This window comes from Phycisphaerales bacterium (genome assembly GCA_035627955.1).
GTDB lineage: Bacteria > Planctomycetota > Phycisphaerae > Phycisphaerales > UBA1924 > JAEYTB01.
Genome location: DASPKU010000010.1, coordinates 39,545 through 64,338, shown reverse-complemented (window position 1 = coordinate 64,338; position 24,794 = coordinate 39,545). Strand labels below are relative to the sequence as shown.

Genomic DNA, 24,794 nt, shown 5'->3' with positions numbered 1-24,794 from the left:
TGTCACGCGGTTCCTCTGGACTTCTTCGGGAGGGCGTGTAGGCTGGACGGCCCCAAGGTGGGCCCAAGTCCATGCCATTCCCCGAGTTGAGTGATCCCATGCGCACGCGCCGGCTCGTGTCTGAACTCGCTGTTTCTGTGCTCGCTTCGGTCGCGCTTGCGTCGGCGGCGTTGGCCACCCCCGAGTTCGTCACGCACATCGCAACGCAGGGCGTCAATGGCGGCCCCGCGGGCACCACCATGCGCGAGCCCGATGCACCGCGCGACGGTGAGACGGTCGAGCTGTGGGCCGCGGTCGGGTACTCGTTCTACTACACCGACGTCGCGGTGTACTACACAACCGACGGGAGCGCGCCGCAGGGCAGCCGCGGCGTGGCGCTCAGCGGCGCGACGCAGGTGCTGCGGTCGTCGGCGTCGCAGGTGACGTTCTCGCACAACGAGGGCACGCCCGGCGGGCAGGTGGACTGGTGGCGGGGGACGCTGCCCGGTGGGACGCGGGCGTACGGCCAGCGTGTGCGGTACACGGTCGGCGCGTGGCACAGCGGCGGCGGCCCAGAGGTGTTCTCCAACAACACCGGCTGCTCCGACGGCAGGTGCGACAACCCCGCGGGCACGCCCACGATCGCGGAGTTCACCAACAAGATCGCGTGGCCGGGCGCGGGGGCGGGCAACGCCAACCCCAGCGCGGGCTACCCGCCGGTCTCCTTCTGGAAGGAGGAGGCGATCATCGGCAACACGTACTGCGCGGCCCAGATCGACCAGAACGGCACGTACTACGACTTCCACTTCCCCACGCCCGGCGGCGTGCAGGGCGTTGGCACGCAGAACGAGGGGTACGTCGACGGGCAGGACACCTTCCCGCCCATGCTGCCGTCGGGCTGGCGCGGGCAGATGCACCTCAACCAGGCGATGCCCGGCATCCGCGTGGATGGGACGACGTACTGGATGAGCAACCAGCAGGGGCTGGGGTACTCAGGTGTGACGCAGGACTACGTGACCACGTCGAACACGGTGATCACCACGCAGACGCTGAGCGCTGGCGGCAACAACATCTCGGTGGTGCAGAGCGACTTCTCGCCGCTCTTCGGCGCGGGCGGCGGCGTGCAGTTCCCGGTGGACGCGGCCGGGCGGGCGCAGCGGCACATCCTCATCAAGCGGATGACGCTGACGAACCACGGCCCGAGCAGCAAGACCGTGCAGGTGTACTTCTACATGGACCCGGCGCTCAACGGCGGCGACGGGTACGACGCGATGTTCTGGGACGCCGCCCGCGGCGCGATGACCGCGTTCGACAAGACCTTCCGCGTGGTCACCGGCACCGGCGTGGGCTTCGCCCCGCCGAACGAATACAACCCCACCACCTTCGCCGGCTACGAGAAGAGCAACGCCCTCTACCTCTCCGCGGCCATGAAGGTCACGGCCCCCGGCGCGGGCGGCGGCACGCTCGCCAGCGAGGCCTGGCGCGACACCTCCAGCGACCAGTTCCAGGGATGGATCGGTCAGCAGGTGCTGCTGCCCCCGGGCACGCCGGTCGAAGTGGACATCATCCTCGCGGGCGCGCACCAGCGGCCGATCCCGGCCGCGGACGCGATCTACAACGAGCAGCTCGTACCCGTGCTGGACTGGTTCGCGAGCAGCTCGATGGGGGCGGTGCAGGCGGCGACCGACAGCTACTGGAGCAGCTGGCTCAACGCGGGCGTGACGATCGACACGCCCGACCAGCGGTACGACGACATCTTCAAGCGCTCGCTGCTGGCAACGGCCCTGCACTGCGACACCGTGAACGGCGGCGTGATCGCCGGGTTCCACAACGGGGCGTACCCGTACGTCTGGCCGCGGGACGCGGTGTACGCGGCCATCACCCTAGCCCGGACCGGGCATCTGACCGAGGCCGCGAACGTGTACCGCTGGATGCGCGAGGTGTGCTACCGGGACTGGGAGGCGTGGGGCCGGCTGGGCTTCTGGAAGCAGAAGTACTCGACCGACGGGTACGTGATCTGGGGGGCCCCGCAGATTGATGAGACGGCCGCGTTCCCGTGGGGCGTGTGGTACCAGTACCTGATGACCGGGGACAGCGCGTTCCTGAACCTCAACTACAGCGCGGTTCGGGATGCCGTGCTCTCGATGTCGCAGGACAGCAGCGACAGCCGCCTCTACTTCGACGACTTCGCGAACCTGATGTACAGCAACAACGTGTGGGAGGACAGCTACGACGTGTTCCTGTACAGCAACGCCTCGGTTTATCGCGGCCTCGACGACGCCCGCGCCATCGCGAGCGCCGTAGGGAATGCCGCGGACGCGACCGACGCCTTCAACCGCCGCAACGCGATCAAGAACGGGCTGGATGCGCGGCTGGCGTGGGACGGAGAGAACACGGACGTGAGCCACCTGGGCCTGTCGTACCCCTTCGACGTCTACCCCGCCAACGACGGGCGTTTGGCCCACCTCGTGGACCGCATGAACGGCGTCGCCACCGACCGCTTCGGCAACAACCACCCGCTGGTCAACTTCGGCGGCGAGCACGCGGGCACCATCAACCGCTACTGGGGCGACAGCTACTGGCGCGGCGGGCCGTGGTTCCTCTCCACGCTCTGGTACGGCCTCTACTACGCCCAGCGGCAGGACTTCACGCCCGGCACCGGCGATATCGACAACCACAAGCTCCGCCTCGACCTGTGCCTGGACCGGCTGGGCCCCACGGGCCTCGGTGCGGAGCAGATCGCGTACAGCAGCGGTCCGCTCGAGAGCCTGCTCTACCCCGGGCAGAGCGACTTCGTGCTGCAGACCGCGTGGCCCAACGCGTGGGAGAGCATGTCCACCATGGCCGACGCCATGATGGCGTTCCTGGACTTCCGCCCCGATGCGCCCGCGAACGCGATGGTGCTCAACCCCAAGCTGCCCAGCGCGTGGACGACGATGACCTTCCGCGGCGTGACGCTGGTGCGCACGAGCGCGAACCAGACGCACAAGGTGGATGTGACGGTGACGGCGGAGGCGGGCGGGCGGACCCGGAATGAGTTCAACAACCGGTCGGGGTTCCCGCTGACGGTGTACACCTCGCTGCGGAGCGACCCGGGGCAGTGCGTAAACGTGGTAACGGTGAACGGCGTGGGCATGACCTTCAGCCGCGACGCGGTGACGGGGCGGATCGCGCTCGGTGTCCCGTTGGCAACGGGCGCGAATGCGATGACCGTGGTCGCGTTCGAGTACTCGCCGTGCTGCGGCACGCAGGACTACAACGGCGATGGGGACTTCGGCACCGACGCGGACATCGAGGCGTTCTTCGCGTGCCTGGGCGGGCACTGCTGCGATACGTGCTGCACGTGCGGGAGCGACTTCAATGCGGACGGCGACTACGGCACCGATGCGGACATCGAGAGCTTCTTCCGCGTGCTTGGCGGCGGGCCCTGCTGAGCGGGTGTAGCGACTGACGGCGCGGTGAAGGAACACGCTTGCGGCGGGCGCTGCGGGTGCTAGTCTGCACCCAATGCACTCCCACTGCCGAGCGGCGCTGCTGATCGCGGGTCTTCTCAACGCAGCGCCGTCGCACGCGCAGGCCCCAGGCGCAGAGGTCGCCGCGCCGTCAACGGCGGCGGTGCTCTCGCCCTCGGCCTACGACGCCTCCGACGACATCCTGTACCAGATCATGCCTATCAGCTGGCGGCACGCGCCGAGCACGGGCGAGCTGCCGGCCATCGCGAAGGAGAACCGCTTCGGCAGCTTTACCGGCATGACCGAGTCGATCCCGTACCTCAAGGAACTGGGTGTGTCCGGCGTGTGGATGACGCCGATCTTCCCATCCCCCGCGTACCACGGCTACCAGCACCTGCCCGCCACCGGCGTGAACCCATGGTTCGGTGAGGAGCGCGAGTTCTGGGCCTTCGTCAGCGCAGCCAAGGCCGCCGGCATCAAGGTCTACATCGACTTCGTGGTCTACGGCGTCAATCAGGAATCGCCGCAGTACAAGGCGGCACGCGAGAAGCCCGGCGGCGAGGACGCGGCCCTCTTTGCGTTGGAGGACGACGCCCGCACCAAGCCCTTCGGGTACTCGTTCAAGACGTGGACGGGCGGGACGGTGCGGTTCGTGCACTATGACCTGCGCAACTCCGCGGCCCGTGCGCTGGTCACCGGGCAGGCCCGGCACTGGCTCGACCCCAACGGCGACGGCGACCCCAGCGATGGTGTCGCGGGGTTCCGGCTCGACCACGTGTGGGGCACCTACAAGCCCGACGGCAAGAACGCCCCGGGCGGCCTGGGCTACAACACCGACCCCTTCTGGCTGGAGTGGAAGCGGGAGCTGCAGAAGGTGAACCCACGCGTGTTCACCTTCGCGGAGCAGGCAAAGTGGGAGACCTGGGGCACCGACCTCCTGCCCGCGCACGACGCGGCCTTCACCAAGCCCTTCGAGTTCGCCGCCCGCCGCGCCCTCAAGGCCGAGAAGGCCGCGGAGCTGTACGAGTGGATGGGGAAGGCCGTGGCGGAAGTGCCCAAGGGCCGCACGTTCCTGGCGATCTTGGGCGACCACGACGTGGACAGGCTGGCGAGCGAGATCGGCGCGGACAAGGCAGAGACGACTGGGCGTGCAAAGGCCGCGGCCGCGGCGCTGCTGCTCCAGCCCTTCCCGCCCGTGATCTACTACGGCGACGAGCTGGGCATGCTGGGGCGGGCGGGCTCCTTCGGAAGCGATTCCAACGACATCCCGCGGCGCGAGCCCATGAAGTGGCTGGCGGTGGAGGGTGCGCCGATGACGCGGTACCACGCGCTCGACCCTCGCACGGTGGACAAGCAGTACAGCCACGATAAGGACGGGCGGAGCGTGGAGGAGCAGCAGAGCAAGGAGGGCTCGCTGCTGGAGACCTACCGCACGGTGATCAGGCTGCGGCGCGAGAACGTGGCGCTGCGACGGGGCTCGTACGAGCCGCTCGCGTGCAGCAACCCGGCGGTGTGGCGCTTCCGGCGGGTGCACGCGGAGCAGACGCTGGAGGTGGCGGTGAACCTCTCGGAGAAAGAGGCGCCCGCGGGCGCGGACCTGCCGCGGGCGGTGCCGGCGTATGGGTACACGGTGCGGGTGGTGCCGTAGGTCGGCGAGGTCGTCTAGGTCATCGAGGTCATGTAGTTCGAGGGTCTATTCCAGAGCTCTCAGCACGTGCCCCCGCCCAGCACGCGGAAGAACGCCTCGATGTCCTGGTCGGTGCCGGTATCGCCGTCACCGTTGAAGTCGGCCCCGCCGATCCAGCAGGTGTCGCAGCAGGTGCCGCCCAGGCACGCGAAGAACGCCTCGATGTCCTGGTCGGTGCCGAAGTCGCCGTCGCCGTTGAAGTCCTGGCTGCCGCAGAAGGCGACGTGCACGGTGTGGGAGGTGGCGACGCCGCGCCCGCTCTCCTCGAAGGTGAGCAGCAGGACCGTGTTGTCGCCGGGCTGCAGGCCGTTGAGCGTGCGCGACCAGTCGAAGCGGTCGTCCTGCACGGCCTGGTTGCTGGTGGTTGCCAGCGACAGCGGGTTGCCGGTCGCGGGCGGGTTGAGCACCAGGTGCACGCGGCTCACCGTGCGGTCGTTGGCACGCACCAGGAAGCGGTGCGAGGTCACGGCGAAGAGGGTGCCGGGGCTGTCGAGCGTGGCGGAGGGGTCGAGGCGGTCGACGTACACGGCCGTGCGGAACTCGCGGAAGAGCGGGGCCTCGTTCGCGGCACGCTTGCGGAACGCGGCCACGGAGACGTAGTTCAGCCCCTCCTCGAGCTGGCTGCTGCTGATCGTCTGCGAGTACACGCCGTTGACGTTGGTGGTGTTCGCCAGGGGTTGGCGCGTGGTGACGAACTGCTCGTAGCCGGGGACCACGGCGTTGGTGTGCGGGATGTCCACCCCGCCGTTGCCGTTGTAATCTACAAACCCCTGGTTGATGCGGAACACCGCGTTGTCGTCGGCGTTGTCGTTGTTCGCGGCGCCCGGGTCGCCGTTGGTGGTCGTGAGGTTGATAGAGAACGTCGGCCCGGTCACCACCGGCACCGCGAAGGCGCGCCGCCGCCACGGGGCGATGGTGGACACGCCCAGCTCGCTGGGCAGGCTGCCGCTGGCCCCGCCGATTGAGAGCGTGCCACTGGGGATGGCGGGGGCGTATACCACGTACCCCTTGTTGTGCTCGGTGCCCGTGGGGCTGACGTTCCGGGGCACTCGGATCGTGACGGACCCGCCCGCGCCCACGGTCACCACGTCGAAGAGGTCGTTGTTGGGATCGACGGTCGCGCTGGTGGCGTTGCCGGTCATCTCGATAAGGCGCGTGCCCTGCGGGAAGCTCGTCGAGACAGTGCGCGTATCAAAGCCGCTCGCGTAGCTGTCGTTCACGCCCACCAGGCAGTTGCCAGAGTAGCCGCCACCACCGGTGGCCGTGCGGCGTTCGAAGACGAGCACGTCGGCGTCGGTCCAGCGGGGGGTGAACTCGCCGCGGGCGAGGCCGTTGCTGAGCTGCACGAGGGTGGTGATCGCGGGCTCGATGCCGATGCTGGCGCTGTTGCCGCCCAGCGCCACCGGCACGCCCTGGCGCGGGTAGAAACCGGAGCCGGTGCGGACGACGCCGCGGGCGTTGTGGTACACCTCGCTCACGCCCGGGCGGAAGAGCATGTAGGCGTGGGCGTACCAGCCCTGCTGGCGGCTGGTGGGCATGGGCGGGTTGCTGCCGCCGTCGCCCGTCGAGCCATTGTCGTGGCTGAAGATGTGCAGCGTCCCGATGGAGCCGTTGTTGAAGCCGTCGTCGGTGTTGTCCAGGTGGGCGTTGAGCACGTTCTGCCACTGCCCGAACCCGCCGCCGTTGATGAGGTCGCGCAGCTGGCCGGCGCCGTTGAGGTCGAGGGCGTCGCGGTTGCCGAAGGCGTCGCCACTGATGGAGCGGCCGCTGGTGCGCCCGTTGGGCTTTCGGATATAGCGGTCGAAGGTGAAGTCGTTGCCCTCCACGCACTCGCCGAAGGAGTACGGCGTCACCCGCCGCCCGTCGGGCGTCACCAGCCGGTTGTGCACCGCGCTGTCGTAGTACGTGTCCCAGAACCAGCTGGGCGTGTGCTTGATGGCGTCGATGCGGAAGCCGTCGACCTTCTGCACGTCCATCATCCACTGCACCCAGCGCATGAGGTAGCCGGTGGCGTTCTCAGGCACGGGGTCGCCGGCCATGGGGTTGGCGAGGTTGAAGCGGCCCATCTGCACGCTACTGGCCGGCTCGTTGCGCGAGGGCACATCGCAGGGCGGCGCGAAGATCCCCGTGTTCAGCGGCCCCGCGAACCACATCCCGGGGTTGTTCACCGTTTCGCTGCCCAGGGCCTGGTCGGGGTAGAAGCGGGCGTTGCTCGGGTCAGGCTTGTTGAAGTAGGTGCCGGCGGGGATGTTCTGCGGGTTGCCCGCGCTCACCGGCTGGCGGATGAACATGTTGGTCGTGGCGTGGTTGATGTCCACCAGCGCGACCAGGTCGCCCTTGAGCAGGCAGTAGTTTGCGCCATTCGGGTCGTGGCTCTGGTAGTAGCCGCTGGCGTTGCCGTTGTGAAAGTCGCCCCAGTTGCTCGTGGGCGTCTTGTTGGTGATCGGGTTGGTCGACGCCATCCAGAAACCGGGGTAGCCGCCCTCCTGCTGAAACTGCACGCCCGTCTGCCGCCCCGCGTTGTGGTTGAGCACGGCGTCGATGTACACCAGCCCATTGGCCCTGTGGAACTCATCCACCACCGCGCGGAACGACGCTTCCGTGCCGTACGCGGATGTCGCCCCCGGCTTGCCGAGATCAAACCGGTCGAACACGTCGAACCCCGCCGAGCTGCTGTTCTGGTTGGGGTTCGTCGGCGGCATGTACCCGCGGCTGGGCGGCGGCAGCCACGCCGAACCGTACCCCGCCACGAAGAAGTCGCTCATCCGGTGCTCCATGTCGTACCAGCGGCACTCGAACCACTGGAGCATGGGCGGGGGGTTCTCGTCCCAGGCCTGGGCGTGCGCCGCGGCCGCGGCGCCAGCGAGGACCGTGACTGAGGCGGCACAGCGGGCGATCACGAACGAACGTGCGGTCATCGAAGAGTTCCTCAAGCAGACGAAGTCGGGGGGCGCGCAGCATGAACGGCGCGGCCGCGGGCAGCGATCACCCCCGAGTATCGCACCCAAAGATCGATTCTGGAAGCGCATCTACGCGGTTCCGCGGGCGTGCTCTATCGGCGAGAGGTCCGGACCATCTGGTCAGGGGGTTGGCCGAGCCGTTGATCCGGCTGTACGCTGCCCAACCCCCACCCGGCACGGGTTATCGGGGCTTCAAGGAACCTCGCATGCGCCGTCCTGTCATCAGCAGCCTCGCCGCCCTCGCCATCCTGCTCGCCGCCGGCACCAGCGCCACCGCCCAGATCGTGAAGGAGCGCCTTGCGAAGAACGCCGTGCGGTTCTTCGAGAGTGAGGACGCCCGCCAGGCCGCCCTCCCCTCCTACGCCCTGCTGGACACGGTCAAGCCCATCGCGGGCGAGGTCGCGGTGAAGTCGGCCATCGGCTTCAGCACCCAGAAGGACGGCACCCACAAGGCCAACATCCAGATCCCCGAGGGCACGTCCCTCTACGGCACGGGCGAGGTCGCAGGCCCGCTGCTGCGCAACGGCCGCAAGGTCGTCACCTGGAACACGGATGCTTACGGCTACACCGAGAGCTACCCCTCGCTGTACCAGTCGCACCCGTGGGTGCTGGCCGTGCGCAAGGACGGCACCGCCTTCGGCGTGCTCGCCGACACCACCTACCGCTGCACCATCGACACCGGCGCCACCCGCGCCGACCAGATCATCTTCCACGCCGAGGGGCCCTCGTTCCCGGTGATCGTCATCGAAGGGCAGTCGCCTCAGGAAGTGGTAAGCACGCTCGCCGAGCTCACCGGGCCGATGCCGATGCCGCCGAAGTGGGCCATCGGCTACCACCAGTGCCGCTACTCGTACTTCCCCGAAGCGCGGGCCCGCGAGATTGCGCAGAACTTCCGCGAGCGGAAGATCCCCTGCGACGTCATCTGGTACGACATCGACTACATGGACAAGTTCCGCGTGTTCTCCTTCAACAAGGAGCACTTCCCCGACCCCAAGAAGCTCAACGACGACCTGCTCAGGGACGGGTTCCACAACGTGTGGATGATCGACCCCGGCGTGCACGCCGAGAAAGAGTCCGGCGTTACGCAGATCTACGACACCGGCACCAAGCAGGATGTCTGGGTCAAGAACGCCAAGGGCGAGACGTACAAGGGCGAGGTGTGGCCGGGCTGGTGCGTGTTCCCCGATTACACCTCACCTGAAGTGCGCCAGTGGTGGGCCGGCTTCTACCAGGACTTCATGGCCCAAGGCATCACCGGCGTGTGGAACGACATGAACGAGCCCGCCGTGTTCAACGTCAAGTCCAAGACCATGCCCGAGGACAACCGGCACCGGGGCGACCCCGCGATGCTCACGCCCGCGGGCAAGCCGCAGGGCGACAAGGCGGCGGGGGACCACGCCCGCTACCACAACGTCTACGGCATGCTGATGGTCAAGGGCAGCCGTGAGGGCATCCAGGCCGCCAACCCCGACAAGCGGCCCTTCGTGCTGAGCCGCGCGAACTACATCGGGGGCCACCGCTACGCGGCCTCGTGGACGGGCGACAACAACGCCGACTGGCCGCACCTTGATATGTCCATCCCCATGGTGCTGAACCTTGGGCTGTCGGGCCAGCCCTTCAGCGGCCCCGACATCGGCGGCTTCAACGGCAACGGCGACGGCCAGCTCTTCGCCCGCTGGATGGGCTTCGGCGCCCTCTTCCCCTTCCCCCGCGGCCACACCGCCAAGGAGAGCATCAACAAGGAGCCGTGGGCCTTCGGTCCCAAGGTGGAGGAGAGCTGCCGCGAAGCGATCACGCGCCGGTACATCCTCATGCCGTACTACTACACGGTGTTCCGCGAATCGCACGTGACGGGCCTGCCGGTGGCGCGCCCGACGTTCTTCGCTGATCCGAAGGATGCAGCGCTGCGGGCGGAGGATGACTCCTTCCTCATCGGCGGCGATGTGCTGGTTGTGGCGCAAACAAGCAAGGAGGGTGGGAAGTCACCGAAGATGCCCGCGGGCTCGTGGCGAGAAGTGCTCGAGCCCCGGAGCAAGGACAACCCGCGCCTGTTCGTCCGCCCCGGCGCCATTGTGCCCATCGGCCCCGAGATCCAGTACGTGGACGAGAAGCCGCTCAACCCCCTCACGCTCCTCGTGAACCTCGACGACAAGGGGCGCGCCAGCGGCACGCTGTACGAGGACGCGGGCGATGGCTACGGATTCCAGAAGGGCGAGTACCTGCTGACGACGTACGAGGCGACGCGCAACCCCGACGGCAGCGTCGAGGTGCAGGTGGTCAACACCGAGGGCAGCCGCCCGCGTGACAAGCGGGCCGTGATGGTGCGCGTGCTGGGAGACAAGGAGCTCCACGGCGAAGGGCAGGACGGCACGCCCGTCACGGCGAAGTAGGTTCGCCTGTGGCGTTCGCAACGAGCCCCGAACGCAGTGAGGGGTTCTTCGTGCGACGCGGCTCCATCGCGACTCTGCCCGCTCACTTCGTTCGGGGCTCGTTCCGAACGTCGTCCGAGGTCGCCAGCCGCAAAATCCCCGCCTGCGTCATCGCCTCGCCAGCCAGCTCCCCCGTGATCCGCCCGCCGCACATCACCAGCACGCGGTCCGACAACGCCAGCAGCTCCGGCATCTCGCTCGATACCAGCAGCACCGCCGCGCCCGCGTCCGCGGCCTGCCGCACCGCCTTGTAAATCTCCGCCTTCGTCCCCACGTCAATGCCGCGCGTCGGCTCATCCAGCAGCAGCACCTTCGTCTGCTTGCCCATCCACCGCGCGATAAGCAGCTTCTGCTGGTTGCCGCCCGAGAGTTCGCCCGGCAGGCTGCTCGTAGCCGCGGCCTTGACGCGGAACTCGCTAAGCCTGCCGCCGACCAGCGCGGCCTCGCGCGACGCCGACCGCACGCCCATCACCCGCGCCAAGCGGGCCATGAAGGGCATCAGAATGTTCTCGTCGACGCCGAGCTGGAAGAACAGCCCCTGGTTCCGCCGGTCCTCGGGCACATAGCCGATCCCCGCGCGGATCGGTCCCGCGGGGTTTGCGATCGAGACTTCGCGCCCCTCCACCAGCACCGTGCCCTTGGCCGTCGGATCCAGACCGAAGATCGCGTTGAGCAGCTCCGACCGCCCCGCGCCAACCAGCCCGCCGATTCCCACGATCTCTCCCGCACGCACCTGGAGTGACGCGCCCTTCACCTTGCTGCTCGAGAGGTTTCGCACCTCGAGTGTGACCGCGCCCGGCCGCCCGTGGTGCTCCCCGCCCGCGAGCGCCGCGATTCCCGCCGACTCCGCCCCCGCGCTGCCCGCCACGACACCCCTTGAAAACTCCCGCGCCCGCGCCGTCTCGATCCGCCGCCCGATCATCTGCTCCACCAGCGTCGGCTCGTCGATCTCCTTGGTCACGCTCGTCGCGACGAACTTCCCATCCCGCAGCACCGTCACCCGGTCGCACACGGCGAAGATCTCGCCCATGCGGTGGCTCACGTACAGCACCGTGATCCCCTGCGCCGCCAGCCCGCGCGTGATCTCCAGCAGCCGGTCCGCCTCGCTGATCGAGAGCGAGCTCGTCGGCTCATCCAGCACGATCACGCGCGCCGCGGGCTTGCCCGCCCGCTCCTCCAGCGCCGCGGCGATCTGGCAGATCTGCCGCCGCCCCGGACTGAGCAGCCCCAGCGGGGCCTCTACATCGATGCTCGCGTCCAGCTTGTGCACCAGCGCCGCCGCGCGTCGAGCCATCTCGCGGTCGTCCACGAGCCCGTACCGGCGCGGCAGGTCGTGCAGGCACAGGTTCTCAGCCACCGACAGGTTGGGGCACTGCGCCAGCTCCTGGTGCACCAGCCGCACGCCCGCGTCGAACGCGTCGTCCAGCGACCCCGGCTTGAGCACCCGCCCATCCAGCGTCACCGTCCCGCTGTCGGCCCGGTGCAGCCCGGCGATGACCTTGCCGAGCGTGCTCTTCCCCGCGCCGTTCTCCCCCATCAGCGCGTGCACCTCCCCCCGCCGGAACGACACCGACACGTCATCGAGCGCCTGCGTGATCCCGAAGCGCTTGGACACGCCGCTCGCGACGAGGAAGTTGTCGTGGTGTTCCTGCATTGAAAGCCCCTCCCAGAGGGAGGGGTTGGGGTGGGTTGGTTCGATGCTCGAATACGAGCGCCGCTCCTTGCAGACCGGCGCTCGCGATCAATCCGACTTCCGACTTCCGACGTCCGGTTTCCGGTTTCCGGTTTCCGCTTTCCGCTCACTTCTTCCCCAGCCACTCCTCCCACTTCCCGTAGTACTGGTCCACGTTCGCGGGCGTCACCACCGCGAGCTCGAAGTTGTTGATCGGCTTGGCGGGCGTCTTCCCCTCCACCAGCTTCTCCACGATCATCCGCACCGACTCGTAGCCCCAGCCGTAGCAGTCCTGCCCGATCAGCGCCTGCACCTTGCCCGCCTTCACGTAGTCCAGCTCCTCGCGGAGCGTGTCCACCGAGACCACCTTCGCGTTCACGTTGTCCAGCGCGTTCTGCGTGAAGAGCGGCCACCCCCCCACCATCGCCCAGCCGGCGATGTCCGGGTTCGCGCCCTGAACCTGCTGCACCATGGCCGCGGCGTCACCGGGCGTTTCCTTCGTGTTCCACTTGCCCTTGAGGGTGAAGCCCTTGTCCTTCAGCTTCGCCAGCTCCTCCTCGACGCCCTGGATACGCGCGTTCAGGTTCGGCGCCGTCTGGTTGCCCGACAGGATCGCCACCGTCCCTCCCTTGTCACCCATCGCCTTCGCCAGCTCGCGCATCACCGCGCGGCCGCACTCCACGTCATTGATGCCGTAGTACGCCATCCGCTTGCTGTTGGGGGCGTCGCTGTCGAACGTGACGACCACCACGCCCTTGTCGACGGCGTCATTGATCACGCCTGTCAGCGTCTCCGCGTTGCTGCACGAGATCGAGATCCCGTCCACGCCCTGCGACACCAGCTGCTCCACGTTCTGCGCCTGCTTAGCCGCGTCCTCGTCCACCGGCGTCAGCCACTTCATCTCGATGGTGATTCCGTACTTCTGCCCCAGCTCGCGGCAGGCGTTCTCCGCCCCGGTCTTGGCCGCCTGAAAGACTGGGTTGCCCGTGCTTTTGGCGATAACGCCGATGGTCAGGTTCTTCTTGCCGGCCGCGGGCGCGGCCGCGTTGTTGCCCGTCTTGCTCGTGTCGCCGGTCGCAGTGGTGTTGCCCGCGCCGGAGTTCGTGCCCGCGTTCTTGGGCGCGGGGGTTGTGTTGTTGGCCGCGGGCTTCTTCTCGCACCCGCCCAGGCCTGCACTCACGCCCAGCGCCAGCACGCCCATCAGGGCCGCCGCGCCCAACCGCTTCAGAGTCTTCATGGATTCACTCCTGTGTTTGCCGCTATCGGCCGCCCGGCAACAGCCGCGCCTTGGTCTGATCCAGCACCACGGCCGCGACGATCGCGGCCCCCATCACGATGTTGGTGTAGTTGGTGTTGATGTCGAGGATGATCATCGCGTTGTTGATCAGCTGGATGAGCACGGCCCCCAGCACCGCCCCTACCGCCGAGCCGCGCCCGCCGCTGAGTGAGGCCCCGCCGATCACCGCCGCGGCGATCACGCTCAGCTCATAGCCGATGCCGTCATTGCTCGAGGCCGAGCCGAGATATCCGAGCGACACGCACGCCGAGAGCCCCGCCAGCAGCCCCATCAGCGTGAATGTCAGGATCTTCACGCGGCCGACGGGGATGCCCGCGTACCGCGCGGCCGTCTCGTTGCCGCCGATGGCGTACACGCGCCGTCCATAAACGGTGCGGGCCAGCACGAACGCGCCCGCGAGCGCGACGATGATCATCACGACGACCGGCACCGGGTACACCGGCACCCCGATCGCCTGCTCCCAGAACCCCGCCTTGAAGAACCCGCGCGTGAACCCCTCGGGCACTCCGCTCACCGACAGCCCGTCCGTCAGCACGAACGCGATGCCGCGGACGACCGTCATCATTCCAAGAGTGATGATGAACGGGTGCACGTTGAGGCCGACCACCAGCGAGCCGTTGATCAGCCCGCAGATCGCCCCCACCAGGCAGCAGACGCCCACGCCGACCACCACCGACAGCATCGTTGACGTCTTCCAGCCGTAGGCCGCGGCCGCCGGTGCGCCCTCATCGCGGACCGACACGACGAACGCGCCGATCACGACCAGCACGGCCGCTCCGCCGATGGCCGCGAGCGTCAGCCCGCCCGCCCTGGCCTTCTTCGTCCCCTCCGCCGAGCCCGCGCTTTTGAGTGCCGCGCCCGACGCGGCCGCGGCGCACAGCCCGGCGACCAGCAGCGTCCACGCCAGCCACCCGTGCCCCCCCAAGGACAGCGGCGGCGGCCCGTTGGCCCAGTTGTACCGCAGGAACATCCCGCCCACGAGCGCGCACAGCGCGTACACCGAGCCCACCGACAGGTCGATGCCGCCCATGACGATCACCCCCGTCATGCCCACGGCCATGATCGCCACGAAGCTCGCGTCCTTGGCCAAGAGCACGAGGTTCTGGGCGTCGAGGAACTTATTGACCTGCACGACCTCCCACTGGCCGCTCTCGGTCTGCACCCGCTTGTTCTTCGTGCCGCCGAACAGCGTCAGGCCCAGGGCCATCAGCAGGATCACGGCCACCAGCCCGATCTCCTGCGCCAGCAGCACGCGCTTGAGCAGCGACCGCCCCGCGCCCGTTGCACCCGTTGTCGCCCCTGCGGCCAATCACAGCCTCCAACCCGCCCCGCGGCTCAGCCGGCGGAGGGGGTCGATAGCCTACCCGCGCCCGTGCATCCTGTCAGGGCCTGGGGACAACCCCGCGTGTGTCACGCCTCAATCAATGGTCTGCGTCGCGTCGCTGCGGCGAGGGTTGACCACGTTGATGCTCGTCCCCGCGGTGTTGTCGCTCGAAAAGAAGTTGTACCACACGCGCCCGGTGAGGAACTGCGCGTGACCGTCGGTAAAGGTGTAGTTGCCGCCCGAGGTCTTGTGATTGTCGAACTTGGAGAACATGCCGGGCGTGGTGCCCGCCTGCGTCGCGTTCGCCGTCGCCGAACCCCCGGGGTTGTCGCCGTACCACGCATCCGTGCTGATGTCGGGCCCGTTGGTCTCGTCGCCCCAGATCGGCGCCGGCGCCAGGATCTGCGGGTCGTCCGACTTCATGCCCGCGATGTAGAGATAGCTGATGTTGTACGAAATCACGTCCGACTCGCTGCCGCAGACCTTGGGGTTCTTCACCGCCGCGGTAGCGTACATCCCGTCAAGGGGCGGGTTGGAGATGCCGTTGCGGTAATAGCGGTCTTCGCTGTCCGAGGGGCAGGTGAGCGTGCCGAAGCCGTCGAGGTAGCCGCGCATCAGCGGGGTGGTGTTGCCGTCGGGGTACTTCTCAAGCGGGTCACCCTCCGCGATCGACTGGCCGTAGAACCCGGTGCTCACGCCGTCGCCAACCTGGTTGAGGCTGAACAGGCCAGCAACGCCGCCGCGGACCCACTGATCGGTCAGCGCGCGGTAGCCGCTCGGAGGCTGATTCCACTGCGTCCATCCGTTGCTGGGGCTGGGCGGCGGCTTGAACGGGATGATCGGGTACCAGTACTTCCAGTCGTTGGCGTAGTACGTCATCGCCAGCCCGACCTGCCGGGTGTTGCTCAGGCACTTGTTGAGCTTGCCCGCCTCGCGGGCCTTGCCCAGCGCCGGCAGCAGGATGCCGATCAGCAGCGCGATAATCGCGATCACCACCAGCAGCTCGATGAGCGTGAAGCCGGACCGACGCGCCGAAGCCTTCATAAAGAGTTCCCGGTGGGCGACGAGTGCGCTCCAACCACCAGTGTAGCCGATGCCGCCGCTTCTACACTCGTATCTGGAGCCATCTGGAGCGGCGAAGGCCGCGATGCTCGTTCCAGTCACCGGCGCGCTCCATACAGAAACCTTCCGCACGCCACTCATGCCCAAGGGCCCCATGGGGTATTCACCCTATCTGAGCGGCTTGACACCTCCTGTACAGTGGCCCATTGCGGGTCGTGGTGCGCGCGCACCGCGACCCCTCAATGCACTGCTCGCGTCCGCACTTCCTGCGCGACCGACGACTGGAGAGATGAAGATGAAGCCCACGATGTCCGCCGCCCTGCTGGCCCTCTGCGCCGGCGCCGCTTACGCCCAGCCCGTCGTTGACGGCCAGCTCGGCTCCGACCCCTACGGCAGCATCCTCTGGGTCCAGAACCAGCCCACCACCTTCGGCAACAACGCCGCGGGCACACTCGGCACCGTGGGCGACCCCGCCAACGTCACCAAGGGTGTCGAGCTCGTCATCCCCATGAGCGCGCTGGGCAACCCCACGTCCATCAAGGTGGCAGGCTTTGTCAACGGCGGCGGCCACGACTACGCCAGCAACCAGTTCATCGGCAGCCTGCCGGTGAATACCGGCAATCTCGCCGAGCCGCGCAACATCAACCTCGCCAACATCGCGGGCGATCAGTTCGTTACCCTCGACCTCACCCGCAGCGCCGTCGCACCGGTGGTGGACGGCTCGCGCGACGCCACGACCTACGGCGGCCCGCGCTTCCTCCAGCAGAACTACACCGGCTTCGGCAACAACACCCAGAACACCGGCGTCACCGCCAACGGCTCGGAGATCGACGCCCTCTACGCCGTGGTCTACAACAACGGCACCGAGGCCGACACGGCCGACGACATCCTCTACGTCTTCATCGCCGGCAACCTCGAGAGCAACTTCAACAAGCTCGAGATCTTCTTCGACACCGGCACCGGCGGCCAGAACACCCTCCGCTCCGACAACAACGGCGTTGACGGCGGCGGCCTCAACCGCATGGGCACCAACGGCACGCAGCCCGGCCTCACCTTCGATGCCGCGTTCACCCCGGGCTACTGGGCGGGCGTCACCACCGGCGGCGCCCCCACCGCCCTCTACACCAACTTTGCGCAGCTGCTGCCCGCGGGCGGCGGCCCCGGCTGGTACTGCGGCACCGCGGCCCCGCTCAGCAACGGCGTGCTCACCGGCGGCGACGCCGGCGCCCCCGCCCTCCAGTGCTCCCTCGACAACGGCAACACCGCCGGCGTCGGCGGCGGCGTCACCGGCATCACCCTGCCCAACAACGACGTGGCCGCGGGCTCCGAGATCGACGGCCTCTACGGCACCGTCAGCAACGGCAAGCTCTACCTGCTCATCACCGGCAACCTCGAGACCAACTTCAACAAGCTCGACCTGTTCATCGACGTCAACGCCAGCGAGGGCCAGAACGTGCTCCGCATGGACAACGTGGACGTTGACTACAACGGCATCAACCGCATGGGTACCGGCGGCGGCGGCGACGCCACCCGCCCCGGCATGAAGTTTGAGTCCGGTTTCGCCGCCGACTACTTCATCGGCATCACCAACGGCAGCTACCCGGTGGAGAACTACACCAACGCCGCGATCCTCCGCGCCGACGGTCCCATCTACAGCTCCGGCTACATCATGGACTACTCGGCCACCAGCGGCGGGCCCAAGTCCACGCTGCCGGTCATGAACTTCCCCGCCACCTACCGCGACGAGCCCGACTTCGTCAGCACCGACCCGCTGAACACCGACGGCGCCCCCCGTGCCGCGTTCAACGGCCAGCTCACCCCCGGCCTCATCAAGGTCGCCATCAACAACTCCAACGTCGCGGGCGTGAGCGGTATCGACGGCACCCCGAGCACCTCCGGCGCGGCCAGCGTCACCACCGGCATCGAGCTGGAGATCGACCTCGCGGAGCTGGGCTGGGACAACGGCCCCATCCGCGTCGCCGGCTTCCTCAACGGCACCGGCCACGACTTCGTGTCCAACCAGGTCATCGGCGGCCTGCCCACGCCCGCGGGCGAGCCCTACGCCCCCAGCCTCGGCGAGTCCGCGGTGGTCGACTTCACCGCGATCGCCGGCGACCAGTTCGTCACCATCGGCGGGGCCCCGCCCTGCCCCGGCAACGAGTGCGGCCCGCAGGACTACAACGGCGACGGCGACAGCGGCACCGACCAGGACATCGAGGCCTTCTTCGCCTGCCTCGGCGGCACGTGCTGCTCGACCTGCTTCTGCCAGGGCAGCGACTTCAACGGCGACGGCGACTTCGGCACCGATCAGGACATCGAGGCCTTCTTCCGCGTGCTGGGCGGCAACCCCTGCTGAGCCGTCCGTAGCATCCGGCTGATTCATCCCACGCGGCCCGCCGACCACCCGCACCGGGTCGGCGGGCCGCGTGCTTTTTTTACCGCGCCCGCAATCCGCGCCGCTGATCCGCGCACGCCCGCGCCGCCGCATGCACACTTGCACGGCGGGCTTGTGGGCGGGCCAACGCCGCTTCCTCAGGAGGGCGCGCACATGGGCTACACAGGCTGGCACGCGGGCGTCAGGGTCTGCCTCGTTCTCACCTCGGCCGCGGCCGCCCCGGCCCTCACCGCCCCCGCGCTGGCCCAGGGCGGGCCGCCGCAGTTCGCGGCCGCCCCGCCCGGCGTTGCCCTCACGCCCGCCGCGCGGGCCCCCGGCGCCGGCATCGAGGTCGCCGACGTCAACGGCGACAACCGCGCCGACATCGTGATCGCCGACATCGCCGCGGGCGTGCCCGTCATCACCACGCTGCTCAACCTCTCCGACGACGTGTTCTCCTCCCCCATCACCACGACGCCCCAGCTGGACGGCGCGGACTTCGGCGAGATCGCCCTCGCGCTCGCGGACTTCAACGGCGACCGGCGCGCCGACCTCGTCACCACGCGCCTGGCGCGGTTCAGCCCCGAGTCGGGCGTCCGCCCCAACCTCGCCATCCTCTTCGGCCAGGAAAACGGCGGCTTCGCCGGCCAGGTGAACCTCGTGAACAGCTGGACCGACACCACGCCGCGCGGCCCGGGCGGCCGCAGCGTCGCCATCGCCGACATGAACGGGGACCTCAGGGCCGACATCGTCTCGCCCGCGGGCGACCACGCCTTCTCCGTCCTCCGCGGCAACGGCAACGGCACCTTCATGCCCCCGCTGCAGTCGGGCTGGGGCTCGGGCGTGGGCGCCGGGGGCATCACGCTGCTGGCCGACGTCACCGGCGACGCCGTGCCCGACGTGGTCTCCCTCGTGAACACCGGCAGCGATGCGCACGCACAGACCACCGTCGCCGTGAACCTCAACGACGGCTCGGGCGCCGTGCACTTCCAGACCGCCTTCACCCTCGACGTGCGCCTGACCAACGTCCGCACCGGCCAGGCCCGCGCGTACCTCACCGACCTCAACGGCGACGCCCGCGCCGACCTCGTGGTCTTCGGCGAGCGCGGCGACGTCAGCGGTGAGGGCGGCCTCTACGTCCTGCTCGCGGGGGACAACGGCGAGTTCACCCTCACCGCGCGGGAGACGCGGGCCGAGGACAACGAATCGACCGCGACTATCGCCGTCGCCGGCTTCACCGGCGGGCGTGCCCACATCCTCAAGGTGCCCAACGCCTCCGCCTTCGGGCAGGTGTGGGTGAACGACGGCATGGGCGGCTACGCCAACCGCGCCGGCATCGGCTTTGACACCATGGGGCGGGTGCTCGCGGGGGTGGGCGACATCGGCCACAACCGCCTGCCCGACCTGGTGACCACGGAGGTGCACGGCGGCACGCCGCGGGCGCGCTGGCGGCTGAACCTGAGCCTCCTGCTGCACCTGCCCGGGTGCGGCACCAGCGACTTCAACGGCGACGGCGACTTCGGCACCGACCAGGACATCGAGGCCTTCTTCGCCTGCATCGGCGGCTTCTGCTGCACCACGTGCTGCCCCTGCGGCAGCGACTTCAACGGGGACGGGGACTACGCCACCGACCAGGACATCGAGGCGTTCTTCAGGATCCTGGGGGGCGGGCCCTGCTAGAGAAGGATGTCGGATGTCGGATGTGCGATGTCGGAGGTGCAGCACGGCGCCGCCGACGGCTTCCTGACCGTCCGACATCCGACCTCCGACATCCGACATCACCCCGGCGGGGCCTACCCCGCCGCCCGGAACCACTGCGCCCCGGGCTTCACGAACCCGCCCGCGAAGTTCTGCACGCTGGTGTCCATGTAGGGCACCTCGACGAAGCCCATGCTGTCCTTGATGGTGCTGGAGAACTCGAGGGTGAACTGCTTAGGGCTCACGATCTCGACGCCGGTGGCGGTGAGCACCTCGCCGGTGATCGAGTCCACCAGCGACCACGCGGGTGAACGGATCACGCAGGGCTGGTCCAGCGTGACCAGCAGGTGGTTCGTGCCCACCACCTCCACGCTGTAGGTAGTCACCGGCCTCGGGTCGGGCAGCCCCGCCTCGAGGATGGACCTGGGTTTATTGCTGCGCGGGCGCACGGCCGCGCCGCTCTGCGGTGTCATGGGGAACCTCCGCGGGGGCGAATCAACGTCGGGTGGGCGTGCGCCCGGGCGGCGTAAACAGGCAACCACCGCCCGGGCGCGTCTCCCAGAGTGTGCGGGTGCTTACGCGGCGATCGAGGACGACACGCCCTGGCTCCAGGGGCCGGTCTGGCCCTTGGCGTTGGTCCAGCGGGCGAAGTACGTCACCGTCTTGCCGCGGTCGGCGGAGGTGAACTCGCAGGTGAAGTCGGGGCGGCCCACGAAGCCCACGAAGGTGGCCTGCGCCGGGTCGTTCACCGCGTCGGTGGCGATGGCGCGGTAGAGCAGCATCCCCGCGCTGCCGACGGGCCGCGAGCGCTTGTTGGGGGTGGCCTCGTCGGTGGCGCGCACCTGCTGGCTGCCCTGCTCGATGCGGGCGATCGAGAGCACCGGCTTGGTCGCGGGCGGCGGGATGACCGACGGCGTGGTGTCGGGGATGTGCAGGCCCAGGCCGATCTTGAGGGCCTCGGTGACGGCGCGGTTCACGCGGATCTGGGCCGCGTAGCCGCGGACCAGCGACATGCTGGTGCGCTTCTGCGTGTTCTTGGTGGCCACCGTCGCCTTGGTGCGGGTGGTCTCCTGCGTGGCCGCGAGGTACGCGTTGTGCCACGCCGTGTAGTCGGCCGCCAGGGCCGTGCCGTCGCTGGCCTGCAAGCCATAGTTGGTGGGGTTGGCCGCGATCAGCGTCTTGAAGTTGAGGTAGAACGCATCGAAACCAGAATCAGTGATGGGCAGCCAGCTGGACATGGTGGAACACTCCGTATGAGCGGGAGCGTCATTGCCCCGCGGTACAGAGGTTTCGGCGAGGATGGAGGGGGACTTCGGTGCACCTTCTGATTTTTTCAGTCAGCGCCCCGAGGACGCGCGTGGCCGGGCCGGGAACGCGCAAGGCCTGCCGGAACAACCGCCGCCCCACGCCAACAAACCCCCGCCCCGTGCGAGAAAACCCGCGCAGGGTGCGGACGGGTTCGTGGAGGGTGCGGGGGGGTTGTCGGAGGCGGCAAGCGGGCTAGACGAAGCTGCGGAGAGGTTGTTCGAGGTGGCGAATCCCTCGTTCGTGGCCGCAGCGGAGTTCACCGCAGTCGTGAACGCGACGTTGGAAGCTGTCCCCAAGTTCCGCGCGTGGGTCGCGGCCGCCCCCGCAGCGGATCGCGGTCTCTTGAGCTAGTCCTCCCACGTCACGGCCGATCGGAGGAGCTCGTAACACCCATAGGTCGGGATGCCGAACTTGGGTTCGATTCCTATGCGCATGCGAGCAAGCATCCGCTCTCCCTCGAGCATGCCATAGGCCGAACCCAAGCAGTCGACCTGACCCTTCCGCATCACCCATGCGGCTCTTGCCCGGTGCGCGCCGATGCGAGCGAGGTTCGCTTCGTCGAAGCCGAAACCAAGGAAGACCACATGGCGTGCCTCGTCAATGAACTTTCTAGCTGTCGCGACGGCGCGGTCCGCCGCCTCACGCTCATCGTTCATGGTGAGAATGCCCTTCGACGCCTCGACAAACACCTCGAGGTGCAATCGCACCCGATTGGTGAAGTGCGACTGGAGCGCGGGTGCCGCGAAGGTTCCGTACACGTGCACGAGTGGGAGTTGTCCTACGTGCGAGACCGCCTGATCGAGCGTCATCCCGAAACTATTCATGCACGCCTGAACAAGGAACATTTCCAAGCTGCGGTCGTAGTTGAAGGTGACCACCCGTACGTTGGCGAAGTTGAGGCCGCCTTTGACTTGGTACCTGCGGAAGAACCAGCTGTACCAGTCCTCCGTATCGGAGGCCAGACAACGGGCCTCTACCGGCAGCAGGTGCATGGCAATCGCAGTCTTCCCCCATTCCGCGTGTTGCGGCTGTTGGGCCAGCCAGGCGTCAATCGAGGCCTGGCCGCTCGCGCGGAGAGCCGTGGCGATCCTCTTTGATTGCTCCTTCGCCATCTGAGTCATCATCTTGTCGCCCTCCCACATGCGGTCGATGAACACTGGGGGGGCATTGCAGATCGCCGTTCGTAGCTCGGATGCGATGGGGAACCCGTAGGGCTTGCTCGCGCCCGCTCCAAGGATGAATGTGGTCACGGCCATGAGCCGAGTTTACGGCGAACCCATTTACAAACCCACCTAGTGATTTGTTCCCATTCGCTTGAGCAAGCACGTCACCGTCGCCAAACCAGGAGAGCCCGAGAGGGGCGGCCTTGGAGCCCCTCTCGGATGCGCGACATCCTTCACACTGAGGGTGCTGGGCGCGCCCTGCGCCGTCCTCGTTCCGCTAGTGCAAAAGGGGCTGCCGCCCCTCTTGCGACTCCCTGCTTAAGGCACATCGCTCGCGCGCTCGGCGGGCGCGGTGTGCACGCAGAGGCCCGGAGACCTTGAGAGGGGCGGCCTTGGAGCCCCTCTCGGATGCGCGGCTCACAGACCTGCGGAGACCACGCGCGTCCCGCCGCACTCCGGGCAGGGGGCGTTCGCGGGAGTGGCGCGGAGGTCGTAGCCGCAGGCGGGGCAGCGGTTGAGTCGCGCCGCTCGCCTGGTGCGCCACCAGGCGGCCGCGTGCCAGGGCGCGAGCAGGAGCAGTGTGTACGCGGCGATGTTCCCGAGCATCCCCGGCCAGATGACGCTGGTGGGGACCACGCGCCCCAGGTGCTCGGTGTAGGCGGCCATGCCCATGTCATACCCGTGCGCCGCTACGTGGTCGGCGGGGTCGCCGCCGGGGGCGGCGCGCAGGATCACGGCCCGGCCGCAGCGGAACGGAAAGCCAACTGCGTACCCCTCGGCGACCGTGTGCGGGTGCTGTGCGAGGAGGTCGGCGGTTACGCCCGATGAACTTGGGGGCCAGCCGTCGGGGTGACGGTTGATCTCCCACGAGCGCTTGCGCTGCTGCACGGTGAGGCGCTGGCCGGGAACGATGAGCGGGTCGCGCCCCGCGGCCCAGCAGCTGGTAATGAACGGCTTCTCCCAGACGCCCCAGGTCCAGACGTCGGCGCCGTTGGGGTGGATGAAGGAGCCCAGGGCCGCGGCGGGCCCGCTGTTGAGCGGCGCGGCGCCGGGCCGCCGGTCGTCCGCGAGCCTCCAGCCCCACGCCATCGGCGCAGCCGTCGCGAGCACACCGAAGGCCAGCGATACCACCACACGGCGGCGGGGCGGCGGTGCGGCGCGAGTGCGTCCCATCGCGGCATCCTACCGCGCGGGGGCCGCGTCCTGCATCATCCTCCTCCCGCTGGCGCAGGAGGGGCTGCCGCCCCACTTGCGACTCCCCGCCTAAGGTGCGAGGCCGCACTCGGGGCAGTGGGCGTCGGCGGCGAGCCCGCGGCGGTCGTAGCCGCAGGCGCAGCGCCCCTGCGAGCGCCGGCGGCGGGCGCGGAGCACGCGGGCCACTACCGCCGCGTCCAGCGCGAGGAGGGCGGCCGCGGCGGCCCACCAGTAGGCGCTGAGCCAGATTGCGAGCACCCGCAGCACTCCGTCTGCGGCCCACTCCGTGCGTCGTCCGTCGCTGTCGCGGAGCAGGCCGGCCACGGTGGTCGCGGGCGGCGTGCGGCCCTCGAGGACGCCCGCGAGCCACTGCCGCAGCCCGCGCGGGAGCTCCGCCTCGGTGATGTCCCGCTTCCCCTCGGCCCCGCCCGCCGCGAAGTAGGAGACGGTGAGGCTGTGCAGGGTGCCCACGGGCAGGCGGTCCCCGAAGCGCGGCGGGTCCTCCCTCGGCACCGGCCACGCGCGGTCAGCCCTGGTGTACCTGAGCGTCGCGAAGAGGGTCTCGCCGGGCCTGAGCGGGAGCGTCGCGGCGTAGGCGTTAGGCCCCGGCGCGATCTGCTCCACCTGCGTGCTGGAGGCGGTGCGGAAAACGCCGGGGCTGAAGCCCAGCAAAGCGACCTCACGCCGCGCGAAAACGATGGCGGTGCCGACCACCAGTGTCAGGGCGGCCGCGAGCGCCGCCAGCCATGGCAAGCGGCGGCGCTTGGGAGCGGGGTTGCTCGGCCGGCCGGCGGCAGCGGGAGTCTGCATGCCCGCAGCCTACCGCGGGCGCTCCGATGCGGCGAGGGCCGCGCGCCCACTGGTGCGCACGGTTGACGGCAACGCCCCCGGGACTTTGGGCGCTGGGGAGGGGGCCCGGGCTTTGCGGGCCCTCTCCCCGAGTGCCCAACCGGAGCCAACGCCTTGTCTGCTTTGCCTTGGAGTCTTGGGCAAGCTCGGCGCGGTTCTCGTTCCGCGCATGCAAAAGGGGCTGCCGCCCCTCTTGCGACTCCCTGCTGAAGGCAAGCGGTCCGCGCGATCTGTGAGCAACGTGCGCCCACCACTGATTGCCGCAGAGCCGGGGATCAGTGGCACCCAGCCGGGAGTCGGCGGCGCCCAGCCCCCCATGCCCGTGGGGCGCGGGGATGGCGGGGGT

Annotated in this window: 15 protein-coding genes; 5 read left to right on the top strand and 10 right to left on the bottom strand. The window is 68.8% G+C overall.

What is annotated here, in order from left to right; translation table 11 throughout:
- The first annotated feature begins 98 nt into the window (after window positions 1–98).
- Together VD997_08665 and VD997_08660 are read left to right on the top strand one after the other, a co-directional pair.
- Entirely contained in the window at window positions 99–3,413 is a 3,315-nt protein-coding gene (locus VD997_08665; GenBank protein HYE62056.1) for a hypothetical protein, read from the top strand.
- A gap of 73 nt (window positions 3,414–3,486) precedes the next feature.
- Window positions 3,487–5,079, top strand: coding sequence for an alpha-amylase family glycosyl hydrolase (locus VD997_08660; protein ID HYE62055.1), 1,593 nt, complete (start codon window positions 3,487–3,489; stop codon window positions 5,077–5,079).
- A 59-nt stretch (window positions 5,080–5,138) separates the two neighbouring features.
- Here VD997_08660 and VD997_08655 read toward each other — a convergent pair whose 3' ends face one another.
- Window positions 5,139–8,036 (bottom strand): hypothetical protein, encoded by a 2,898-nt coding sequence (locus VD997_08655; protein ID HYE62054.1) that lies wholly within the window; start codon window positions 8,034–8,036, stop codon window positions 5,139–5,141.
- Between the two features lie 248 nt (window positions 8,037–8,284).
- Between VD997_08655 and VD997_08650 the strand changes: the two genes are divergently transcribed.
- On the top strand, window positions 8,285–10,468 hold the full coding sequence (locus tag VD997_08650) for a TIM-barrel domain-containing protein (protein HYE62053.1): 2,184 nt from the start codon (window positions 8,285–8,287) through the stop codon (window positions 10,466–10,468).
- 82 nt (window positions 10,469–10,550) lie between these two features.
- Here VD997_08650 and VD997_08645 read toward each other — a convergent pair whose 3' ends face one another.
- From VD997_08645 to VD997_08630, 4 genes are all read right to left on the bottom strand, one after another.
- Window positions 10,551–12,161 carry a sugar ABC transporter ATP-binding protein gene (locus VD997_08645; protein ID HYE62052.1) on the bottom strand — a complete coding sequence of 537 codons (1,611 nt, stop codon included), beginning with the start codon at window positions 12,159–12,161 and terminating at the stop codon, window positions 10,551–10,553.
- A gap of 145 nt (window positions 12,162–12,306) precedes the next feature.
- Window positions 12,307–13,416, bottom strand: a complete 1,110-nt coding sequence (locus VD997_08640) for a substrate-binding domain-containing protein (GenBank protein ID HYE62051.1) — start codon at window positions 13,414–13,416, stop codon at window positions 12,307–12,309.
- 22 nt (window positions 13,417–13,438) lie between these two features.
- On the bottom strand, window positions 13,439–14,785 hold the full coding sequence (locus tag VD997_08635) for an ABC transporter permease (protein ID HYE62050.1): 1,347 nt from the start codon (window positions 14,783–14,785) through the stop codon (window positions 13,439–13,441).
- A gap of 108 nt (window positions 14,786–14,893) precedes the next feature.
- Window positions 14,894–15,844: a type II secretion system protein gene (locus VD997_08630; protein ID HYE62049.1), complete on the bottom strand. Its 951-nt coding sequence runs from the start codon at window positions 15,842–15,844 to the stop codon at window positions 14,894–14,896.
- Window positions 15,845–16,151: 307 nt separating this feature from the next.
- On the opposite strand from VD997_08630, the gene VD997_08625 reads away from it, so the two are divergent.
- Window positions 16,152–18,218 (top strand): hypothetical protein, encoded by a 2,067-nt coding sequence (locus VD997_08625; protein ID HYE62048.1) that lies wholly within the window; start codon window positions 16,152–16,154, stop codon window positions 18,216–18,218.
- 192 nt (window positions 18,219–18,410) lie between these two features.
- Entirely contained in the window at window positions 18,411–19,916 is a 1,506-nt protein-coding gene (locus VD997_08620) for a VCBS repeat-containing protein (protein HYE62047.1), read from the top strand.
- Window positions 19,917–20,029: 113 nt separating this feature from the next.
- Here the strand turns inward: VD997_08620 and VD997_08615 are convergent, their stop codons facing one another.
- The 5 genes from VD997_08615 to VD997_08595 form a co-directional block, all read right to left on the bottom strand.
- Window positions 20,030–20,407, bottom strand: a complete 378-nt coding sequence (locus VD997_08615; GenBank protein HYE62046.1) for a hypothetical protein — start codon at window positions 20,405–20,407, stop codon at window positions 20,030–20,032.
- A gap of 102 nt (window positions 20,408–20,509) precedes the next feature.
- Window positions 20,510–21,172 (bottom strand): hypothetical protein, encoded by a 663-nt coding sequence (locus VD997_08610; protein HYE62045.1) that lies wholly within the window; start codon window positions 21,170–21,172, stop codon window positions 20,510–20,512.
- 417 nt (window positions 21,173–21,589) lie between these two features.
- Window positions 21,590–22,498: a hypothetical protein gene (locus tag VD997_08605; protein ID HYE62044.1), complete on the bottom strand. Its 909-nt coding sequence runs from the start codon at window positions 22,496–22,498 to the stop codon at window positions 21,590–21,592.
- Window positions 22,499–22,822: 324 nt separating this feature from the next.
- On the bottom strand, window positions 22,823–23,578 hold the full coding sequence (locus VD997_08600) for a hypothetical protein (GenBank protein ID HYE62043.1): 756 nt from the start codon (window positions 23,576–23,578) through the stop codon (window positions 22,823–22,825).
- A 90-nt stretch (window positions 23,579–23,668) separates the two neighbouring features.
- Complete coding sequence (locus VD997_08595; protein HYE62042.1) at window positions 23,669–24,409, bottom strand: hypothetical protein; 741 nt, start codon at window positions 24,407–24,409, stop codon at window positions 23,669–23,671.
- Window positions 24,410–24,794: the final 385 nt, after the last annotated feature.